An 18,262-nucleotide genomic window follows, 5' to 3' on the forward strand; every position below is an offset into this window, starting at 1 on the left:
TATGCGAACCATCATCCTTTATGCCTCACGCCACCACGGCAATACGAAAAAGCTCGTGGACGCCATCGTCGAGGCGCACCCCGAAATCGATACCCTCGACGTGAAGTCACTCGGTAAAAACGAGTACCCCGACCTGCACGAATACCATCTGATCGGCGTCGCCACGGGCATCTATTACTCCGAAATCGACAAGGACATGGCACGTGTGCTCACGAACGTGCTGCAGCCGCAGGACAAGGTATTTGGCCTTATGACCTATGGTGGCAAAAACAAGTGGTACGGCAAGGATATCGATGGCATCTGCCGCATGAGGCAGGCCATCTTTATGGGTGTCTACGGCTGCCCCGGCTTTGATACGTGGGGGCCGTTCAAGCTCGCCGGCGGCGTCCAGAAGGGACACCCAACTGCCGAAGAGATTAAGGGAGCCGTCGATTTCTTCGACAAAATCGAAGATGAGTACGGCGATATCATCGTCGAAGAGTACGCCAAGCGCGAGAAGCGTCTAGCATACGAAAAGGAGCATCCTGCAGGAGGCCTGGTGGCCGGCGTTAAGCGCACGGCAAAGAAGATTGCTAACAAGCTGTAACTGTGAAGGTGCTTTTGAGCGTTTAACCCATACGGCGGGTCCGAGCAGATTCGGGCCCGCCGTCTTTTTCTATCGTTACTCGGTAAAGGCGTTGCCGACGCTCTGGCCGCCAACATACGTCTCGACGAGGGTGAGCTCGTGGTCGAACACGACAAAGTCGGCGTCGCGACCCGGCATGATGCTGCCGCACTTATCCTCGATGTGCGCGGAGCGTGCCGGCACCTCGGTTGCCATGCGAATGGCGATATCGGCGCTGGCGATGCCCCAGTCGACGATGTTCTTGACACCCTGGGCAAGCGTGAGTACCGAGCCGGCAATGCTCTTGCCGTCGGCGAGCCAGCACAGGTTGTCCTTCATGATGACGTCCATGCCGCCGCTGGTGTAGCTGCCCTCGGGCATGCCGCCGCAGCCCAGGCAGTCGGTGATGAGTACCGTGTGCTGCCAGCCCTTGGCCTGCAGCAGCGCCTTGATGGCGGCAGGGTTTACGTGCTTGCCGTCACAGATGATCTCGGCGTAGGTCTCGGGCGTGGACATGGCAGCACCCACGACACCGGGCTCACGGTGATGCAGCCCGCGCTGGCCGTTGTAGGTATGCGTAAAGCAGCTGGCACCGGCGTTGATGGCGGCGATGCACTCATCGTAGGTGGCGTCGGAGTGACCGATGCTGGTCACCACACCCTTGGCGTTCAGAGCAGCCGCATAAGCAGCGGCACCGTCGCGCTCGGCCGCCATGGCGCTCTTAACGATGCGACCACCCGCAGCCTCCTGCCACTGATCGAAGACCTCCTCGGAGGGATCGATAAGATAAGCGGGGTTCTGCGCGCCCACGTGCTTCATGGTAAAGAAGGGGCCCTCCAGGTAGATGCCCTGAATGCGAGCACCGCAGAAGTCGGGGCCGCGACCCTCGTCCGCCTGAGCGATGGCGGCGCAGGCGTCCTTGATCTGCTCGACGCCATCGGTGAACGTCGTGGGCAGCCAGCTGGTGGTACCGCGACGGGCGAGCTCAGTCGAGCTGATATCGATGCCCTCGGGATCGTTATCAGTAGTTGAGTGGTTGTAGAAGCCATGGATGTGAGTATCGACCATACCCGGTGCGATCCACGATCCCGTGTAGTCCTTAATCTCGCAAGAGGGCTCGTCGGCCTGCCAGGTGCCAAAGACGCCGTCCTCGACCATAAGATAGCCGCCCAGTTGCGGGCCTGCCGGCAAGAAGAACTTGTCAGCCTTAATTGCGTACGTGCTCATATGCACTCCTTGCTTCTAAAGCAGTTGACTGTGGTGATGCTTATACCCAGCTCACGTAAAACAAAAAGCGCCCGCCCGCCGTTATGAGCGGACGGGCGCCCTTACAGGGGGGACGCGATTAAGCGGTGAAGGGGTGAATCGTCACGCCCTTAACCACGCGGTTGACCGTGCCGGTGGGGCTCGGCGTATCGGGCGTGTTGCCCACGCGCACGGAGTTGAGCAGGCTGATAGCCTGGGCAAACATCACGAACGGCAGGGCAAGGTAGCCCTCGGGAAGTGCCTCGTAGCCCTTAAAGGTGAAGGACTCACCCTCATAGACGGTGGCACCTTCCTGCTGAACGGCGATGGTGTGCTGAGCGATCTCGTCGCCACCGATCTCGTTGAGGATGTCGATGTCGTACTGACGGGTGTAGGCGTCGTTGTTGACGAACACGAAGACGAGCGTCTTATCGTCGACGAAGGACTTAGGTCCGTGACGATAGCCCATGGAGGTGTCGTAGGAAGTAGCGACCAGACCGTGAGCGAGCTCGAGGATCTTGAGCTGGCTCTCCTGGGCAAGGCCACCGAAGGAGCCAGAACCCAAGTAGGTCACGCGGTTGAAGTCGCCAGCCAGGTAATCGGCGATCTCGGGCTCATGGGAGATGACCTCCTCGCCCATCTTGGCGATGGTCTCGACCCACTCGGCCTTCTGCTCGTCAGAGGCAGTGTCGAAAATAAGGGTGGAGAGCAGGGTCATGCAGGAATAAGAACCGGTCATGGCGAAGCCCTTGTCGTTGGCGCGCGGAATGAGCAGCGTCAGCGCGTTGGGATCATCGGCAGACTCGACGGCGAGCTTGCCCTCGGGAGCGCAGGTGATGTTGAGGAACTTGACGTTGTGGACGAGCTCCTTGGCAACGGCAACGGCGGCAAGGCTCTCGGGGCTGTTGCCAGAGCGGGCAAAGGAAACCACGAGTGTGGGATCCTCGGCGCGCAGGAAGTCGCGCGGGGCGCTCACGATGTCGGTCGTGGCGATGGGCTTAAAGTCGTAGAGATCAGTGTTGCCAGCGTGACGCAGGTACGGGGCGCAGGTATCGCCAACGTAGTCGGACGTACCGGCACCGGTGAAGACAACGGACAGACGGCCCTCGCCCATAGCGCGAGCCTCGGCCAGGAAGGCCTCGATGGCCTCCTTGTTCTCGCGATAGATGTTGAGCGTATCACGCCAAAGCTCGGGCTGCTGAGCAATCTCGGCCGTGGTGATCTGGGCGCCGAGCTCGGTGAGCTCCTCGACACTCTTCTCGAACATTTCTAATACCTCTCTCTAGAAGTAATCCTCTGACGTGCAATTATACACTTCGGTTGGTTATCTGGTAGTAACCAGTTAAATACAAAGAATCATCATATGGAAACGGTGCAGACACTAATCGCTACGCTGGTGGTAAACCTTGTATTTAAACTGATCGGCACGAGCAACCGAGAGCGTATACTCCACAACCTCGTTTGACTCGTTATACGTAGTCCTAACCAAATCGAGCACAGGCGAGCCCTCGACGATTTCCAAAAGGTGGGCATCGGTGGGGCGGGCTATGCTCGCATAGAACTCCTCTTCGGCCACGCGTATTTTTTGCTTAAAGTCTTGCTCAATCACATCGTAAAGCGGCTTACGCTCCAGCAGCGGTCGCTTTAGGGACAGAAATTGACGAACCGGTAGATAGCTACGTTCGACCATCATGGGCATGTTGTCGGCAGAACGAAGGCGCTTAAGCTTAAAAATGCGATCACCGATACGCAATCCCATATGCTCGGCCAGATTCTTATCGGCCTCCATCTCGCAAAACTCGAGAATCGTGGTCTCGGGGTCGCGACCCATCGCGCGCATCTGCTCGGTAAAGCTGTAGGACTGCATAAGATTGGTTGCCTTTGCCGAACGGTCGGTCACAAAGGTACCGCGACCGTGCTGCCGAACCACCAGTCCTAAACGCTCCAGTTCCTGCAGAGCCAGGCGTACCGTAGTGCGCGAGAGACCATAGCGCTCCGAAAGTTCGCGCTCGGAAGGAATCATGTCACCGGCGCGATATTCATGGTCAATCTTTTCGGTCAGAATATCGACCAGCTGATCGTACAGCGGTTGCTTACGCGCTCCGATCGCCATCCTATCCTCCCTTTTGCTCGAATTCGGCTAACTACCTAGGGTGTTAAGCATTATCAGTCCGCAACACCCGAATCATCAAGAAAACAAAAGCCGCGCGCTCTTTCGAGCACGCGGCTTTTAACATACACATGGCTTAAGGGGTCGGGGTGTGAGCCGCGTAGGGACACACCCCTCAAGCTAGAGCCTTACCAGATGCTCGGCCAGAGACCAAGCGGGCCAGCGCCCAGGATGCCCAGGACGAAGAGCAGCAGAATGCCCTTGGTCGGGGTCCAGCTGTGCTTAGCGAACATGTAGTAAAGCAGCAGCGTAAGCATAAGCGGGACGAGCTTCGGGACGATGGTGTTGAGGGTGTCGGCAACAGAGAAGTTGACCGGATCCTCGGTGACGGTGCCGTAGGTAACGGACTCCATGCCGTTGCCCAGATCGGTGACACCGCACTCAACAGCGTTGCCGTCGGCATCGGAAGCGGTGAGGGCGTTGCCGTCCTCATCGGTCATGGCGATGGTACCGGCCTCAGCGGTCTCGGTATCGATGCCCTCCATACCGGTGAAGTTCTCGGCCTCCTTCTCGGAGACGATCACGGTAGTAGCGGAGAGGCCACGGGTGGTGCCGTTGGGGATCTGGAGGTTGATCTGGGTGCCACCCATGGTGACGACCAGGCAACCGACGACGAAGACGCCCATGATGGAAGCGGCACGCGTGAAGGCCTGCATGTTGGCGGTCAGAGCGTCAATAGCGCTGGTGCCAAGCTTGTAGGACCAGTTCATGAGCCAGAAGCGCAGAGCGAACTGGACGACGTTGAAGATCACCAGGAAGATGATCGGCGCAGCGGCGTTGCCGTTGATGGCCATGTTGGAGGTGATGCCGGCCGTGATAGGCACGAGCGTCAGCCAGAACAGGGCGTCACCGATACCACCGAGCGGGCCCATTGCGGCGACGCGGACGGCGCGGATCGTGGGGATGTCAACCTTGTTCTGCTCGAGCGAAAGCACGATACCCATAACAAAGGTGACGAGGAACGGGTGGGTGTTGAAGAACTCCAGGTTGTGGCTCATGGAAGCCGCGAGGTCGTTCTTGTTGGTGTGGATCTTCTCCAGACCGGGGATGATGGAGTAAAGCCAGCCAGCGGCCTGCATGCGCTCGTAGTTGAACGATGCCTGCAGGAAGCAGGAGCGCCAAGCCATCTTGTTGAGGGTCTTCTGGTCGAGCTGCGGAGCAGGAGTGAGATCCTCGTAGTGCTCCGGGATCACATACTCATTAGATGCCATCTTCGAAGTCACCTCCGTCAGAAACAGCTGCACCCTTCAGCTCGGTCTGCTGCTGGAAGTCCCAGAAAGCGATGCCGAAGCCGATGAGAGCGAGGATGAGCAGGGCAGGGGTTGCCAGAGAATCGTTGGCAACGGTGATGAGCGCGAGGCCAAAGCCCATGAGGAAGAAGCCCCACATATCGCGGTTCATCATAACCTTGAGCAGGACGGCGAAGCCGACGAAGCGCATCATGCCGCCTGCAGCGGACAGACCGGTCTGCAGCCAAGTCGGGATGGCGGAAGCGATGGTCTGACCGATGGTAGCGCCAGCGATGAAGAACAGGGTGACGACGACAGCGAAGATCAGGCCGAGCAGAGCCATGGCGAAGTAGTTCAGGCGCTCGATGCCCTTGGTGTCAGCGTTATGAGCCATGTTGTCCGCGGAGGACATGAGGGGCGACATAAGCGTGAAGACCAGGGTAACGCCGAGCTGACCAAGCAGAGCGAACGGAATGGCGAGGCCGACTGCCGCGTTGGGCTCGAGGCCCGTAGCGATAGCGAGAATGGCTGCCATGATGCCGCCGATGACGGCGTTAGGCGGCTGAGCGCCTCCGATCGGCATGTTGCCGATCGTCATGAGCTGATAAGTACCACCCACGAGAAGACCGGTGTTGAGGTCGCCAAGGATAAGACCGATGACGGCGCCGGTGACGATGGGCTGATAGAGAGACTCGAGGAAGTTGAACTGGTCGATTGCCGCGACGAACGTGACGATGAAGACCAGAGCGACCTGGATGATCGAGTATTCCATCTTGCTCCTCCTTTCAAAATGTATGTACGCACTTTGGATTTCACGTACAGAATGTCAGGGTTTCATTCCTGACAGCGTGGATCATGAGGATTACGAGAAGAGCTTGCTCGTGTCCTCAACAGGCGTGCTCGGAACGCGCCTGATCTCCAACTCCACCCCCAATTCCTGCAGCTCTTTAAACGCAGCGACATCCTCGTCGTTAACTGCGACGGAGGTGGCGACTTGGCGCTTTCCTTCCGACATGTGCATGTTGCCGATGTTTACCTTCTTTATAGGCACACCGCCCTTGACGAGCGTAAGCACGTCTTCCGGTGTTTCGGCCACGATGAAGATCTTCTGGCGCGGGCTCGCCTTGCCAATGACGTCGATGGTCTTCTGCAGGGAGAAGAAACGCGTAGCGACGCCGGCGGGAGCGGCCATCTTCATGAGGTTCTGGCGCATGGTGTTGGTCGACACATCGTCGTTGGCGACGAGGATGAGGTTGGAGCCCAGGGTGGAGTTCCACTGGGTAGCGACCTGACCATGGACCAGTCGGTTATCGATGCGGGTAAGAAGAATGTTGGGTTCTGCCATGTTGATCAGCTTCCTTTCGTTATTTGCTGACGACAGTTACTTGATCTCCTGAATCGCGTAACGCGAAACATCTACGACGGCACCGGATCGGACTTTGATCTGGACCTTTTCGCCTTCGATGCCCTTGACGGTTCCGTAGATACCGCCGGCGAAAAGAACCTCCTGACCCGGCTTGAGCTCCGTGTGCAGCTCCTTGAAGTACTTCTGCTTCTTCTTCATGTTGATTTGCGACCAGATGGTGTAAATCAAGCCCATGACGACAAGCAGGCCTAAAAGGGCAACCGAGGAGCTCAGGACGTTGGCTCCGAAATCGGCCATTAGATGCCGTCCTCGTCGCCGAAGATATCCTCTTCCTCGGAGCCGGCAACGGATGCGACCGTCTGGGCGGTGATGCCCGTCTGGCCAACGGTCACGGCCTGCTCGCCAAGCTCGGCGAGCGTGGCGTTACCGCGGAGGAACAGAAGCTCAATAACCATGGGAAGGTTGGTGCCAGTCAGAACCTCGACGTTGTCGACATCCTGGGCAATCATCATCGACTGATTGAACGGAGTACCACCGAGCAGGTCGGTAAAGACGAGCACGCCATCGCACTCCTCGCGCATGGCGGTAATAGCGGCGCGGAGATCCTCACCGTAGGAAGCAGCCTGGTCGCCCTCAAAAGGAACCACGGTAAAAGCGGGCTGGTCGCCGGCAACCATAGCGATAGCGCTTGCGAGGCCGGGTGCGAACTGTCCATGACCGGTAAGAATAAAGCCAACCATTCAAATTTCCCTTCCGAAGGTGTGTACGATCTGAGTCCGATGATGTTCGGAAGCCAACGGGCAATCGCCCTTAAAGCTTCTTGGAAAGCGTTCTTTGAGAACCAGTGGTCTCTCAACTGGTAGTAACCACGTGACGTGTTGTTGTCACTATATCACCACAGAAGAGGTTGCTTTCGTTGATTCATACAGTAAAACGTTTTTGCACCGTTCACGGTAAAAAAACGACCGTTTACCGCTCGTTAACACTTCTACCTGCGGTTTTGAAACCGTATCGAAATACTTTGACGAAAGATCGGAACCTTTTCTGTGTCTAAACAACGCAGGGTGGCTAAAAATGGCGTGTAGAAAAATTGCAGGTCATTGTGAAGATTTGTGAATTGGTCTTTTTGACTTAATACCAGTTAGAACCAGTTTAGAAATTATCGGTGAACGGTAGTTTTCGACCGTTCACCGATTATTTGCAATCGTTTACGGCCGTTTTCCCGGATGAATTGAGGATACCCGATGAAGCACTTGCACGGGCGCAAGTCCTATCCTAGTGGTTTCGGTAACAAAATGCCCGCTAGAACGTTGTCGTTCTAGCGGGCTTAATCAGGTAGATCGGTTAGCGCGCAGTAGTGCAGACAGATCTTACGCAAACAGGCCGTAGATGCTGATGTTGGCCTTGGCATAGAGGCCGTTAGCATACTCGGTCCACTTGGAGCTAGCGCTTGAGGCCTGCGAGGAATACTGCTGGTAGGCGGTGTAATAGGCGGTCATGGCCTGCTTATAGGTAGCGCTATCGGCCGTAAAGGCATCGTCAGCGAAGGCCTTGGCATAGGTGCTGTCGGCGTCCTTCCAGGTGCCCTTCTCGCTATCCCACTCGTCGCCGGCAAGGTTGATGATGTAGTCGGCGTAGTCCTTGCTCGCGGTCTCCTCGTTGCCGTCAGCAGGCTCGGTCGGGGCGGTTGGCATGCTTGCGGAGCTATCGCCGACCTTCTTCTTGTAGAGCTTCTGCAGCGTCGCGGACTGGCGGACGATCTGCTTGGCCTGGTCCTTGGACACGCCGTACTGTTTTGCCATGGTCTTGTAGTCGGAGGTGCCGATGGAATCCTCGGCGTACTTCTTCATCTCCTTAGAAGAGACGGTAATGCCCTCGTCCTCGGCAGCGTCGAGCAGGATCTTGTTGCGCACATAGGACAGGATGACGTCGGCAGAAGGAGCGGTGTAGTTGCCGTCGTCGTCCTTGACGGTGTCGAGGCTGTACTGGCTCTCGATGGCCTCGCGCGCGGTGATGTCGCTCTTCTTGCCGTTGTAGCTGTAGCTCGCCACGGTCGAATCGAGCTGGTCCTCGGTCAGGGTCGCCGAGCCGACGCCCTTGCCGCCAAAGCCGCCGTTGCCGATAAAAAAGCCGACCACAGCAGCGATCACGACAGCGACCACAAAGGCGGCGATCATCGTCTTCTTGTGCTTGGATGCATGGTCGTCCGCTTCGGCGTCAGTTTCGTCCTCATCCTGGGCCTCGGGCATCAGATTCTCGTCAGCGGCATCCGCGGCAATCTGAGCCTCCAGTCGGGCGTCCTCCTCCTCGGCCGTCGTGCCGGCGGCAATGTGCTCGGCAGACGTACCGGCGACCAGGTCGATCTTCTCGTCCTCGTCACCGTCGGGGCCTTCGCCGCGCTCGATGATCTGGATGCCGTCGATCTCGTCCTTCTCGTCCTTCTTTTGAATCAGACCCATATCGGTTACTCCTTGTTAGGAAACATAGTCCCCAATAGAATACGCCCGACAGAGCGCCGGGCGTATTGATTCTTAGGTTATACGCAAACACTTAAGTACTATTTAGGCGTTTGCAGTGTGCATGCCTTAGGCCAGGTGCGCGATAATGGCATCGGCAAAGGCCTGCGTACCCACAGCGCCCTCGACGGAGCCGGTCTGGGCACGACGCACGTCACCGGTAACCTGCTCGCCCTCGTCGAGCGTGGCAGATACGGCCGCACGGATGCGATTGGCGGCATCGTTCTCGCCCAGGTGATCGAGCATCATAGCAGCAGAGAGGATCTCGGCCGTGGGGTTGGCGATATCCTGACCAGCGATATCGGGCGCGGAGCCGTGCGTGGCCTCAAAGATGGCGCAGTCGGCACCGATGTTGGAGCCGGGGGCCATCCCTAAGCCGCCCACCAGGCCGGCGCACAGGTCGCTCACGATGTCGCCGTACAGGTTGGGCAGCACAAGCACATCGAAGTCATTGGGGTTCTGGACCAGGCCCATGCAGGTGGCGTCGACGATCTTGTCGTTGAACTCAATGTCGGGATAGTTGGCGGCCACCTCGCGCGCCACGCGCAGGAACAGGCCGTCGGTCGCTTTCATGATGTTGGCCTTGTGCACGGCCGTCACCTTTTTGCGGCCGCAGCGGCGGGCATACTCAAAGGCATACTCCACAATGCGGCGGCTCTTGGCGATGGAGATGGGCTTGATCGAGATGGCGGAATCCGCGGCGAAGGCCTTCTGGCCCGAGCGCTCGACAAGCTGCGAGAGCTCCTCGACCTCGGCAGCGCCCTCATCGAACTCGATGCCGGCGTAGAGATCCTCGGTGTTCTCGCGCACGATAACCAGGTCGACATCGCGGAAACGAGAGCCGTCGCCCGGCTGCGACAGGCAAGGGCGCACGCAAGCGTACAGGTCGAAGTGTTTGCGCAGGGCCACGTTGACGCTGCGGAAACCCGTGCCGACCGGCGTGGTGATGGGGCCCTTGATGGCAACCTTGGTCTCGGCGACCGCATCGAGCACGTGCTGGGGCAGCGGCGTGCCAAACTCGTCCATGACGCCGGCACCGGCCTCCTGGACATTCCAATTGATCTGGACACCGGCGGCCTCGACCACGCGGCGCATGGCCTGCGTAATCTCGGGACCGATACCGTCACCGGGAATCAGGACTACATCGTGCGCCATAATCTGTTACTCCTCGTTTTCGGCGTCGTCAGATTTTTTAACGCTAGCACGCTTCTTCTTTTTGGAGAGATCCAGGCCAAAACGTTTAACAAGCATTTCGCAAATCTCGCTCGAACGGGCCTTGAGATAGCTGCCCTTGCCGTTCTCGGCATCGAACTTAAGGCGCAGCGCGAGCTTCTCGGCGACCTCGGCGTCAATCTCGCCCTGACCAAACTCGTACAGGCAACCGAGCATGTCGCGATACTCGAGGTCACCGTGGTAGCACTGGATGGCCTCGTCCAGGATGGACCAAGCCTCGCGCGAACGCTCGACACTCGTAGCGCCCCACACGCACAGCAGGCGGAAGGCGGCATAGCGCAGCGTGGAGGAAATCTCGTCGAACAGTGCGGTCTCGGCGCCCTCAAAGGCATCGCCCAGCTGCTCGGGGCAGGTGGTGGCGAGCGCCGTCAGGGCATCGAGGGCCTCCCAGCGGGTCTGAGCCTCGGGGCGGTCGAGCGCCTCGATCAGCGCGGGCACGCAGGGCACGACGCGCTGCGGATCGCGCTCGGCAAGCAGGTGCAGCACGCGGGCGGCAAACTGGCGGATACGGCGCGTGGGGCAGCCGAGCTCCTTGACCAGGCGGTCGACGGCGTTCTCGTTCTCCTCTGCCAGCTGGAGCTGTGCCAGCTCCTCGTCGGTGAGCTGTTCGTCTTTGTTTTCTGCCATAGTTACCTCTTTTTACTTTTTCTTAGCGTGCTTGCCAGCACCCTTGCTGTCATCGGTGACCGAGATGAGCTGTCGATCGGCCGCGCCATTGCGACGCGCACGGCGGCGTTCCTCAGCGTCGCCCGCGTCGGCGGCGGCGCGATGAGCCTTGTTGACGTTAAAGACCTCGTCGTGCTTGCGCCACGGGCCAACGGACTCGCCAAAGCTCATCTTAAGACCGGCGATAAAGCCGCCGAGCCAGCCGATCGGCGCAAACTGCACCAGCGGGAACAGCGAGAACACCCAGGTCAGCAGGACGACTGCCGCCGCTCCCGCAAAGTTGGCAATCCAGTAGTCGCGCTTGGTGATGACGCGCTTTTCGCACGCCCACTGGCCGCACAGAAAGCCGATGTAGATCGCAAAGAGAAAGAGCGCCAGCGCAAGCACCACGAACGTCCAGCTCATGGGCGCTACTCCCCGTGATGGTGGCCACAGCAGCACTCGTGGCCGTCGTCATGACCGTGGCCGCCGCAGCACTCGTGGTCCTCGCCGTGATGGTGGCCGCAACCGCACTCATGCTCGTCGCCGTGCTCGCCGCAACCGCAGCCGTCCTCGTGGGCACCGTGCTCCTCGGGGCGATACTGCGACCAGTCCAGACCGGCGGCGATGGCGTCGGCCTCCTCCTTGTAGAGGACCGTGATGGCCTGGGTGCCCAGCTTGGCGCCACCGATAGCGTCGAGCATGTCGTAGAGCGTAAAGGCCACGTCGGCGCCGGGCAGCGCGAGCTCGCGGTCGTCGGCGTAAGCAAGGGCCAGGCGCAGGTCCTTAATGAAGTGCTCGACCATAAAACCGGGCTTGTAGTCGCCGTCGAGCGCCTTGGGAGCCAGGCTCTCCATGGCGCCGGACTTGCCGGTACCGCCCAAGATCATCTGGCGGGTCTTCTCCAGGTCAAGGCCGCTCAGCTCGGCAAATGCCATGGCGTCTGCCATGCCGACCATGCAGGCGCCCAGCGACACCTGGTTGGCGAGCTTGGCAGCCTGGCCCTTGCCAGCGCCGTCGAAGCAGCAGATGTTGGCCGCAAAGGTGGCAAGGATGTCGCGGACTGGGGCGATATCGTTCTCGGTGGCGCCCACGATAGCCGTGAGCGTGCCGGCGATAGCACCAGACTCGCCGCCGGTGACGGGGCAGTCAAACGCCATGCGGCCGGAAACCTGGGCGGCCTCGGCAATGTCGCGCGCCAGCTCGGGCGAGCTTGTGGTGAGGTCGATCAGGACCGCGCCGGGCTTAGTGCACGCGAGCAGGCCGTCGCCCGCCAGGTAGAGCTCCTCGACCTCGGAGGGATAACCCACCATGGTAAAGACGACGTCGGCGTTCGCCACGGCATCTGCCGGCGTATCGGCCCAAACGGCACCGCGCTCGATAAGCGCGGCGGCCTTGGACTTAGTGCGGTTGTTGACCGTGACGGGATAGCCGGCATCCAGGATGTGGCCGGCAATGGGGGCACCCATGATTCCGGTGCCGATGAATGCGACGGAGAGCTTGTTTGCCATGAAACCTTTCCTTTTGGGTTGGGTGTTATTACCAGGTTGAATACTCGGTGCCAGCGTTGGGCTGTGAGTCGAGGGCGATTACGGACGCAGCGCTTGCCTACTGGCCGCGCACGCGGCGGGCGATGCGGTCGGAAAGCGACGCCTTGTCGGCGCGGTTCTTACCCCAAAACGCGCAGGCCACCATGCCGGGGCCCACGTGCGAGCCGATGGTAGGACCGACGGAGCTGCGAATGATCGTGACGTCGGCGCAACCCTCCTCCTTGCGGATGGCGGCTTCGAGCCAGTCACCGTCTTTCTCGGCATCGGCCGTCATGATGGCAATGGGCATGGTACGGTCAGGCACGTAGTTCTCACGGAACGACTTGAGGATGGACTTGAGCGCCTTCTTGCGGCCGCGGTTGACGCCGATCAGCGACAGCGAGCCGGCCAGGTCGTAGGACAGCTCGGGTTTGACGTCGAGCTTTGCCGTGAGCTGTGCCGCCGCGGGCGGAATGCGGCCGCCGGCAGCCAGCGCGTCGAAGCTCTCGAGCGTAAAGTAGCCGTGCACGTAGGTCTTGGCCTCGTTTGCCCAGTCGACCAGCTGCTTGGCGGTGAGTCCCGCCGAGCGTTGACGGACGGCCTCGAGCGCCAAGAGCTCGCCGGTCGCGCAGGGCAGGGCGTTGTCGACCACGTACAGCTCAAAATCGGGATACTCGGCGCGCACGGCGTCCGCCGCCTGGCACGCGGAGTTGTAGCTCGACGACAGCGCCGAGGTAAAGCACAGGTAGACCGTAGGCGTGCCCTCTTTGGCGCACTCGGTAAAGAACTCGATATAGCGACCGAGCGACACAGCCGAGGTGGACACGCGGGCACCGGCGCGCATACGGTCGTAGAACTCCTTGGGTGTGATGCTCGACCAGATGTCGTCCGTGCGCTCTTCGCCATCGATAATGAAGGGGAAACCCAGGATATCGACATCGAGGTTCGCGGCGACCTCGGGGCTAAAGTCGCAGCAGGTATCGACGACGATGCGGCAACGGTCCGAATGACCGGCGGATGCGGCCTTGTCCATCAAAGCGACTCCTTACGTAAAAAGGCGGCCACCCGCATGGGATGGCCGCCAGCCGTTAACTCATGCAAGTTAACGTATTTTACTCGTCAAGTGTTTCGATGCGGGGCTTGATGATGCCATATCCACCATTCTTACGGTGATACACCACATTGATAAGGCCGGTCGTCGCGTTCTCGAACACGTAGAAGTCGTGACCGAGCAGATCGGTCTGCACCAGCGCCTGCTCCTCAGTCATCGGAGTGACGTCGATAACCTTCTCGCGGACGAGCAGGTCGTCTTCCTCCTCGGGCAGCAGCAGGTCGGCCAGATCCTCGACGCGCTCGACCGGTGCGACATCCGCGGCGCTGGCACCACCCTGGCGGTTGTCCACGACCTTAGTCTTGAACTTGCGCAGCTGGCGGGTAACCTTATCGGCGGAGAGGTCGATGGCGGCATACATATCTGCGCCGTGCTCGGCAACGCGAATCACAGAGCCGCGGGCACGAACCGTGACCTCGACGATTGCCGGGTTGGGGTTCGAGGGGTTCTTCTCATAACGAAGCACGACGTCGACTGTCATGGGCTCGATATCGAAAACCTTGAGCGCCTCGCCGATCTTCTCATCCACATGCGCACGCAGAGCATCGGTTACCGTCGTCTTGCGTCCAGAAACCTTGATATCCATACGTGGCTCCAATCTGCCTCGGGGACTTACTGTACTGGCTATGTACCCATTGCCGTGCATTTAATCACGCGGATTCCTAAAGACCCGAATAACGATTGCTTAATACCGCATACCGAAGTCTCGCACTTTTCTGTGGCAAAGTGCGCTATGGGAGGGCGTCGGCGACTTTGTATTTGGTCCCGAAAATTGGCTTTGACCTGCTGGTTTTATAGGGATAAAAAAGCCGGGCTCCCCTATTGGGGAAACCCGGCAGTGCGTGTTGAAACCGTGAAGAGGCGTCCTTTCCAACGTATAGGAGACACCACCCCTAGCAATAACTAGCTATTAAGTTTGTTAATGTCGTCGTCGGTGATGGTGCCTTCCTGGCTGGACGATTTGTCCTCGGAGGATGCGGTCTCATTGTTGGAATCGGAGGACTCGCTGCCGGAAGACGTGGTCTCACTGGACTCAGAGTCACCCGGCTGCACGTTAGCGCCCGAAACCGTCTTAGTGGTGAGGTCGTAGGGCATCCTGCCATACCAGACAGAGTGGACCGCCTCGAGCGTGCCGTCGGCCGTAATACCGTCGAGGGCATCGCTCACGGCACGGCACAGTTCGTCATTGGACGAGAGGCCCGCAACACCAAGCGTCGAGGGCGCCTCGAGCGAACCGGCATAGGAGACCTCGCTCATCAGGCGTGCAAGGTAGCCGCCGGCCGTGGAGTCGCAGATTACATAGTCGACCTCGCCGGACTCGAGTGCCTCAAAGCACTCGTTGATGTTGGAGTAAGTCTTTTGGTTGGCGGCGATGCTCTGCTTAGCAAGCGCCTCCTGCGAGGCCGAGGACATCTGGACACCCAGAGTAGACGTGTTAAGGGTATCGGTGGAAACGCTTAGCGACCCACCATCGCTGGTTTTACCGAACACGGAAGCGGCATCGTACAGGCAGGTGCCGAGCGAGCTAACGTCCCCGTCCGTGGAGTTGATCTCGCCGATAAAGATATCAGCCTTTTTGTCGCCGAGCGCGGAACCTGCCGAGGACGCATCGACAAAGGCGACCTTAAGGCCCATGCGGCTTGCAAGGGCGCGGGCGGCGTCAACCGCATACCCCGTGAGCTCGCCGTCGGCGTCCTGCATGGCCTGCGGCGCATCGGAGGTATCGAGGGCAACCGTCAGGGTTCCGGGAGTGACCAGAGCATCGTCCGACACCGCCGGCGTGACCGTCTCGTACTCGATCTGGTCGATCGTGGGAGTCGTGAACGTAGACAGCGGGTTGAACGCGCATCCGCTCAGGCCCAAAACGGCGATGACCGCTGCGGTCCCAGCACCTAACCGAGCCGCGTGCATCAAGCTGCCCCTCACCATGTCCACTACCCTGCCTTCTGTGTCGTATACGATCCGTGCGTTGCGCGGAATATCAGGTTGTTCCCACCAGCTGACCTGGTATTTGACCCCACACTTGCGCACCGGGGTGTTTGCTCGGGAGGCCGCAGCCACCTTCACGACTGGCCCGCTCGCCCGCGAGGCGGTATTGCCCCAAAGAAAGTAGAACGGACGGTGCGGCTTACATCTAGGACGCGCCATGATCGCGCCGCGCGCACGCGGTCGCTTACGTGGATCCCTTTGACCGCGTCTGTCTTGGACTAGGACGGGCATTTCGTCCGTCCGCAACCACAGCCTGGTAGGAACGTAGCGCATTATAGCTAAGTTCAAGCTAAAGTTTAAGGTTAGGGGCGTCATTCGCATCGCGAGTACAGATTTCGCAGGTCGGAGTGGGCTATTCGTGCCCCTGTGAAGCCCGGAGCTCCCCTATGGGGAGCTCCGGGGCACCCTTCCTAGGGTGCTGTGGCCAAAAAATGGCAAATATGAGTACTGTCACCAATTTAGTAACAGGCAGTTTTAGCCTCTCGGACAGATTTTGCGCTCAGTGTCGCCAACCTGATGCTTATTTATTCCACATTTGTTTATTATCTTCTTACTTTATGCCGCCTCCGAGTCCTAAATTCCTTGATTTTGCTGTTACTGATTTAGTGACAGTACTCATATTTGCCATATTATGGCCAGGGCATATGATTAACCCCCTATTTTCGACATGAATTAGACCGGCTTAAGCCCAAAACACGCCCGCAGCGTGTTAAGCAACGCCTCTTGCTTCTTCCTGCGGGCATCGACACGATTCCGGTACCGCTTTCGCATACGCTGGTGCATGCGCCATGCGAGCGCTTCCATCGCTTCCATGTCACAGAGCATTTCGTTGTTGACCGTCGCGACCTCGATTCCCATAGTAATCAAGCCCGTGTTGCGCTTTTCATCATGGATACGTCCCCTCCGAGAGGAATGGCCCAGCTCACCGTTGTATTCCAGGTCAAACCGGGCTGCCTCCTGATATGCATCGCAAACTGCATGGGGCATCCCCGAGATTGCCTGCGCACGGTCATCGAACTCGATCTTGTAGTCGGTCTTAAAAGGTCCGCAGGCAAACCCGCCATAGGAAAACGGAAGCGAAAACAGGGCGAGCATGATGCACTCCATGGGCGAGAGCAGGTTTTCCGAAAGATAGGGACACAGACGCAGCAGCTGTTTGGCCACATTCCCCTTGCATGCCGCAAGGTAATCTGCCAGACGATCGGGCATCAGCACCGGCTCGACTTCAAAGTAGCCCACGTCTGCTGGCTGGTCCTTGTCCTTTGCAAGTTTATTCGTAACAGGCGAGGTGTAGGGAGGCAGATACTTCCCGCGGTCGCTCAGTGAAATCTTAGAGCACAGCTCCTGGGCCAGGGCAAACGCCTGGATGCAGCCGACCTCACGCGCAACGGCAACACAAAGGGCCTCGGGAGATAGGCTGTACACCCCCGGTTCCACCTCTAGAATCGAGCCGGCGGGCAACCCGGAACACACGGACCAGCCTACGCCAGGCATGCGGCGGCGCTGCGCCGCAGATCCCACCAACAAGCACAGATCTTCCTGCACCTCGCCACTTTTGGCTCCAATTCGCACCAAGTCAGGAAGATAGATATCCTCGGTCGAGGGCGACGACGTGCGCAGCACACGGCGCTCTTCATCGGGATTAAGGTCCTTCCAGCTGATATAGCCCATCTGCCGGCGCTCGGCGCGCATCATGCGAAGCGCCGAGGCACCTGTTAGGATTACGGAAGCCGCTAGCTGTTCGCCTGTCGGCTCGTTGCGCCGCTCAATCTTCACTGCCACAAAACCACCCCTACCAAACACGTGCGATAGCAAGGCCATCGACTGCCGCAGCGCCGGCACGCTTGAGCTCCGCCGAGGCTGCTGCCATGGTCGCGCCCGTGGTGATAACGTCATCGATAAGCAGTAGGCGGCGGCCGCGCACGTCCTCAACCGTCTCGTACATGCCTTGGGCACGCTCGCGACGCTCCTCACGACCGAGTTCGCGCTGGTCGCCATGCCCGTACTTGACGAGGGCATCGAGCAGGGGAACACCCGACAGCTCGCAAAATGGGCGCGCAATGGCCTCCATATGATCAAAGCCACGCCGCCGAAACGCCGCCGCCGTCGCAGGCACAAACACCACCGCATCCGCACCGGACAGCACACCTCCCAAGCGTTCGGGCGCTACGACCTGGGCATGCAGGGCGGTGTCGTAGAGCAGCTCCGCCAGATACGGAGCCAGACGTCGCTCGCCCGCGTCCTTGTACGCTTTAATGATGCGCGGCAGCGGATGCGCATAGACGGCGCACGCCAGGCAGCGGTCGAGCGCCTCCGCCATTGCCGAGGACGTGCCCTCGACCGAACACTCAGTGCACAGCAAATCCCCAAACGGGGCGCCACATCGGGTGCAGCTATGCCGTGGGTCGATGAGCGTGAGCGCAGCCAGGCAGTCTTGGCAAATAAGCGCACCGGCGCGCTCGCAGCCGGCACATCGTGTTGGCGACAATGCCTCGAGCGCCTCGCGTGCCGCCCGCTCGGCAAACGGTAGCAATCCGTCCGCAAACGGTAGGGCGCCGGCACCTTGCAGGCATCCCAACACATTCAAATGTCTCTTCACGACACAACCCTCCCTACGTTCGATCG

At 59.4% G+C, this 18,262-nt stretch carries 19 protein-coding genes; 1 reads left to right on the forward strand and 18 read right to left on the reverse strand.

Going from position 1 to position 18,262, the window contains the following annotated elements; all coding sequences use genetic code 11:
* Position 1: 1 nt before the first annotated feature.
* A complete protein-coding gene (locus DXC99_RS08355; RefSeq protein ID WP_229026464.1) occupies positions 2–586 on the forward strand; it encodes a flavodoxin domain-containing protein in 585 nt (194 codons plus the stop codon).
* A 75-nt stretch (positions 587–661) separates the two neighbouring features.
* Here the strand turns inward: DXC99_RS08355 and nagA are convergent, their stop codons facing one another.
* The 18 genes from nagA to DXC99_RS08445 form a co-directional block, all read right to left on the reverse strand.
* A complete protein-coding gene (nagA, locus tag DXC99_RS08360; RefSeq protein WP_117629890.1) occupies positions 662–1,831 on the reverse strand; it encodes an N-acetylglucosamine-6-phosphate deacetylase in 1,170 nt (389 codons plus the stop codon).
* A gap of 118 nt (positions 1,832–1,949) precedes the next feature.
* Positions 1,950–3,116, reverse strand: coding sequence for an SIS domain-containing protein (locus tag DXC99_RS08365; RefSeq protein ID WP_117629891.1), 1,167 nt, complete (start codon positions 3,114–3,116; stop codon positions 1,950–1,952).
* A gap of 114 nt (positions 3,117–3,230) precedes the next feature.
* The gene (locus DXC99_RS08370) at positions 3,231–3,962 is read right to left on the reverse strand and encodes a GntR family transcriptional regulator (RefSeq protein ID WP_117629892.1); all 732 of its coding nucleotides are present in this window, start codon (positions 3,960–3,962) and stop codon (positions 3,231–3,233) included.
* Positions 3,963–4,147: 185 nt separating this feature from the next.
* Positions 4,148–5,230, reverse strand: a complete 1,083-nt coding sequence (locus tag DXC99_RS08375) for a PTS system mannose/fructose/sorbose family transporter subunit IID (RefSeq protein WP_022094609.1) — start codon at positions 5,228–5,230, stop codon at positions 4,148–4,150.
* Complete coding sequence (locus tag DXC99_RS08380; protein ID WP_089572403.1) at positions 5,220–6,020, reverse strand: PTS sugar transporter subunit IIC; 801 nt, start codon at positions 6,018–6,020, stop codon at positions 5,220–5,222. The genes DXC99_RS08375 and DXC99_RS08380 overlap by 11 nt, the downstream gene beginning before the upstream one ends.
* Before the next feature lie 90 nt (positions 6,021–6,110).
* The gene (gene agaV / locus DXC99_RS08385) at positions 6,111–6,593 is read right to left on the reverse strand and encodes a PTS N-acetylgalactosamine transporter subunit IIB (protein WP_089572404.1); all 483 of its coding nucleotides are present in this window, start codon (positions 6,591–6,593) and stop codon (positions 6,111–6,113) included.
* Between the two features lie 36 nt (positions 6,594–6,629).
* Positions 6,630–6,911, reverse strand: a complete 282-nt coding sequence (yajC, locus tag DXC99_RS08390) for a preprotein translocase subunit YajC (protein ID WP_089572405.1) — start codon at positions 6,909–6,911, stop codon at positions 6,630–6,632.
* Complete coding sequence (locus DXC99_RS08395) at positions 6,911–7,354, reverse strand: PTS fructose transporter subunit IIA (protein ID WP_055310428.1); 444 nt, start codon at positions 7,352–7,354, stop codon at positions 6,911–6,913. The genes yajC and DXC99_RS08395 overlap by 1 nt, the downstream gene beginning before the upstream one ends.
* Before the next feature lie 630 nt (positions 7,355–7,984).
* Entirely contained in the window at positions 7,985–9,073 is a 1,089-nt protein-coding gene (locus DXC99_RS08400; protein WP_117629893.1) for a hypothetical protein, read from the reverse strand.
* Positions 9,074–9,199: 126 nt separating this feature from the next.
* On the reverse strand, positions 9,200–10,285 hold the full coding sequence (locus tag DXC99_RS08405; protein ID WP_117629894.1) for an isocitrate/isopropylmalate dehydrogenase family protein: 1,086 nt from the start codon (positions 10,283–10,285) through the stop codon (positions 9,200–9,202).
* A 6-nt stretch (positions 10,286–10,291) separates the two neighbouring features.
* A complete protein-coding gene (locus tag DXC99_RS08410) occupies positions 10,292–10,990 on the reverse strand; it encodes a HEAT repeat domain-containing protein (protein ID WP_117629895.1) in 699 nt (232 codons plus the stop codon).
* Between the two features lie 12 nt (positions 10,991–11,002).
* Complete coding sequence (locus DXC99_RS08415) at positions 11,003–11,434, reverse strand: hypothetical protein (protein ID WP_117629896.1); 432 nt, start codon at positions 11,432–11,434, stop codon at positions 11,003–11,005.
* A gap of 5 nt (positions 11,435–11,439) precedes the next feature.
* Entirely contained in the window at positions 11,440–12,519 is a 1,080-nt protein-coding gene (locus tag DXC99_RS08420; protein WP_117629897.1) for an NAD(P)-dependent oxidoreductase, read from the reverse strand.
* A 97-nt stretch (positions 12,520–12,616) separates the two neighbouring features.
* Positions 12,617–13,570, reverse strand: a complete 954-nt coding sequence (locus DXC99_RS08425; protein WP_117629898.1) for a DegV family protein — start codon at positions 13,568–13,570, stop codon at positions 12,617–12,619.
* 79 nt (positions 13,571–13,649) lie between these two features.
* Positions 13,650–14,234 carry a ribosome hibernation-promoting factor, HPF/YfiA family gene (gene hpf, locus DXC99_RS08430; protein WP_035137685.1) on the reverse strand — a complete coding sequence of 195 codons (585 nt, stop codon included), beginning with the start codon at positions 14,232–14,234 and terminating at the stop codon, positions 13,650–13,652.
* A gap of 317 nt (positions 14,235–14,551) precedes the next feature.
* Positions 14,552–15,577, reverse strand: a complete 1,026-nt coding sequence (locus DXC99_RS08435; RefSeq protein WP_233505709.1) for an ABC transporter substrate-binding protein — start codon at positions 15,575–15,577, stop codon at positions 14,552–14,554.
* A gap of 732 nt (positions 15,578–16,309) precedes the next feature.
* Complete coding sequence (locus DXC99_RS08440) at positions 16,310–17,419, reverse strand: hypothetical protein (protein ID WP_117629900.1); 1,110 nt, start codon at positions 17,417–17,419, stop codon at positions 16,310–16,312.
* Positions 17,420–17,429: 10 nt separating this feature from the next.
* Entirely contained in the window at positions 17,430–18,236 is an 807-nt protein-coding gene (locus tag DXC99_RS08445) for a ComF family protein (RefSeq protein WP_233505707.1), read from the reverse strand.
* Positions 18,237–18,262 lie beyond the last annotated feature (26 nt).

The sequence above is a fragment of the Collinsella sp. TF10-11AT genome, assembly GCF_003437565.1.
Lineage (GTDB): Bacteria > Actinomycetota > Coriobacteriia > Coriobacteriales > Coriobacteriaceae > Collinsella.

Bases quoted from the DNA above. Each gene is read 5' to 3' on its own strand.
- DXC99_RS08355 (WP_229026464.1), top strand. From the start codon at position 2: ATGCGAACCATCATCCTTTATGCCTCACGCCACCACGGCAATACGAAA.
- nagA (WP_117629890.1), bottom strand. From the start codon at position 1,831: ATGAGCACGTACGCAATTAAGGCTGACAAGTTCTTCTTGCCGGCAGGC.
- DXC99_RS08365 (WP_117629891.1), bottom strand. From the start codon at position 3,116: ATGTTCGAGAAGAGTGTCGAGGAGCTCACCGAGCTCGGCGCCCAGATC.
- DXC99_RS08370 (WP_117629892.1), bottom strand. From the start codon at position 3,962: ATGGCGATCGGAGCGCGTAAGCAACCGCTGTACGATCAGCTGGTCGAT.
- DXC99_RS08375 (WP_022094609.1), bottom strand. From the start codon at position 5,230: ATGGCATCTAATGAGTATGTGATCCCGGAGCACTACGAGGATCTCACT.
- DXC99_RS08380 (WP_089572403.1), bottom strand. From the start codon at position 6,020: ATGGAATACTCGATCATCCAGGTCGCTCTGGTCTTCATCGTCACGTTC.
- agaV (WP_089572404.1), bottom strand. From the start codon at position 6,593: ATGGCAGAACCCAACATTCTTCTTACCCGCATCGATAACCGACTGGTC.
- yajC (WP_089572405.1), bottom strand. From the start codon at position 6,911: ATGGCCGATTTCGGAGCCAACGTCCTGAGCTCCTCGGTTGCCCTTTTA.
- DXC99_RS08395 (WP_055310428.1), bottom strand. From the start codon at position 7,354: ATGGTTGGCTTTATTCTTACCGGTCATGGACAGTTCGCACCCGGCCTC.
- DXC99_RS08400 (WP_117629893.1), bottom strand. From the start codon at position 9,073: ATGGGTCTGATTCAAAAGAAGGACGAGAAGGACGAGATCGACGGCATC.
- DXC99_RS08405 (WP_117629894.1), bottom strand. From the start codon at position 10,285: ATGGCGCACGATGTAGTCCTGATTCCCGGTGACGGTATCGGTCCCGAG.
- DXC99_RS08410 (WP_117629895.1), bottom strand. From the start codon at position 10,990: ATGGCAGAAAACAAAGACGAACAGCTCACCGACGAGGAGCTGGCACAG.
- DXC99_RS08415 (WP_117629896.1), bottom strand. From the start codon at position 11,434: ATGAGCTGGACGTTCGTGGTGCTTGCGCTGGCGCTCTTTCTCTTTGCG.
- DXC99_RS08420 (WP_117629897.1), bottom strand. From the start codon at position 12,519: ATGGCAAACAAGCTCTCCGTCGCATTCATCGGCACCGGAATCATGGGT.
- DXC99_RS08425 (WP_117629898.1), bottom strand. From the start codon at position 13,570: ATGGACAAGGCCGCATCCGCCGGTCATTCGGACCGTTGCCGCATCGTC.
- hpf (WP_035137685.1), bottom strand. From the start codon at position 14,234: ATGGATATCAAGGTTTCTGGACGCAAGACGACGGTAACCGATGCTCTG.
- DXC99_RS08435 (WP_233505709.1), bottom strand. From the start codon at position 15,577: ATGGTGAGGGGCAGCTTGATGCACGCGGCTCGGTTAGGTGCTGGGACC.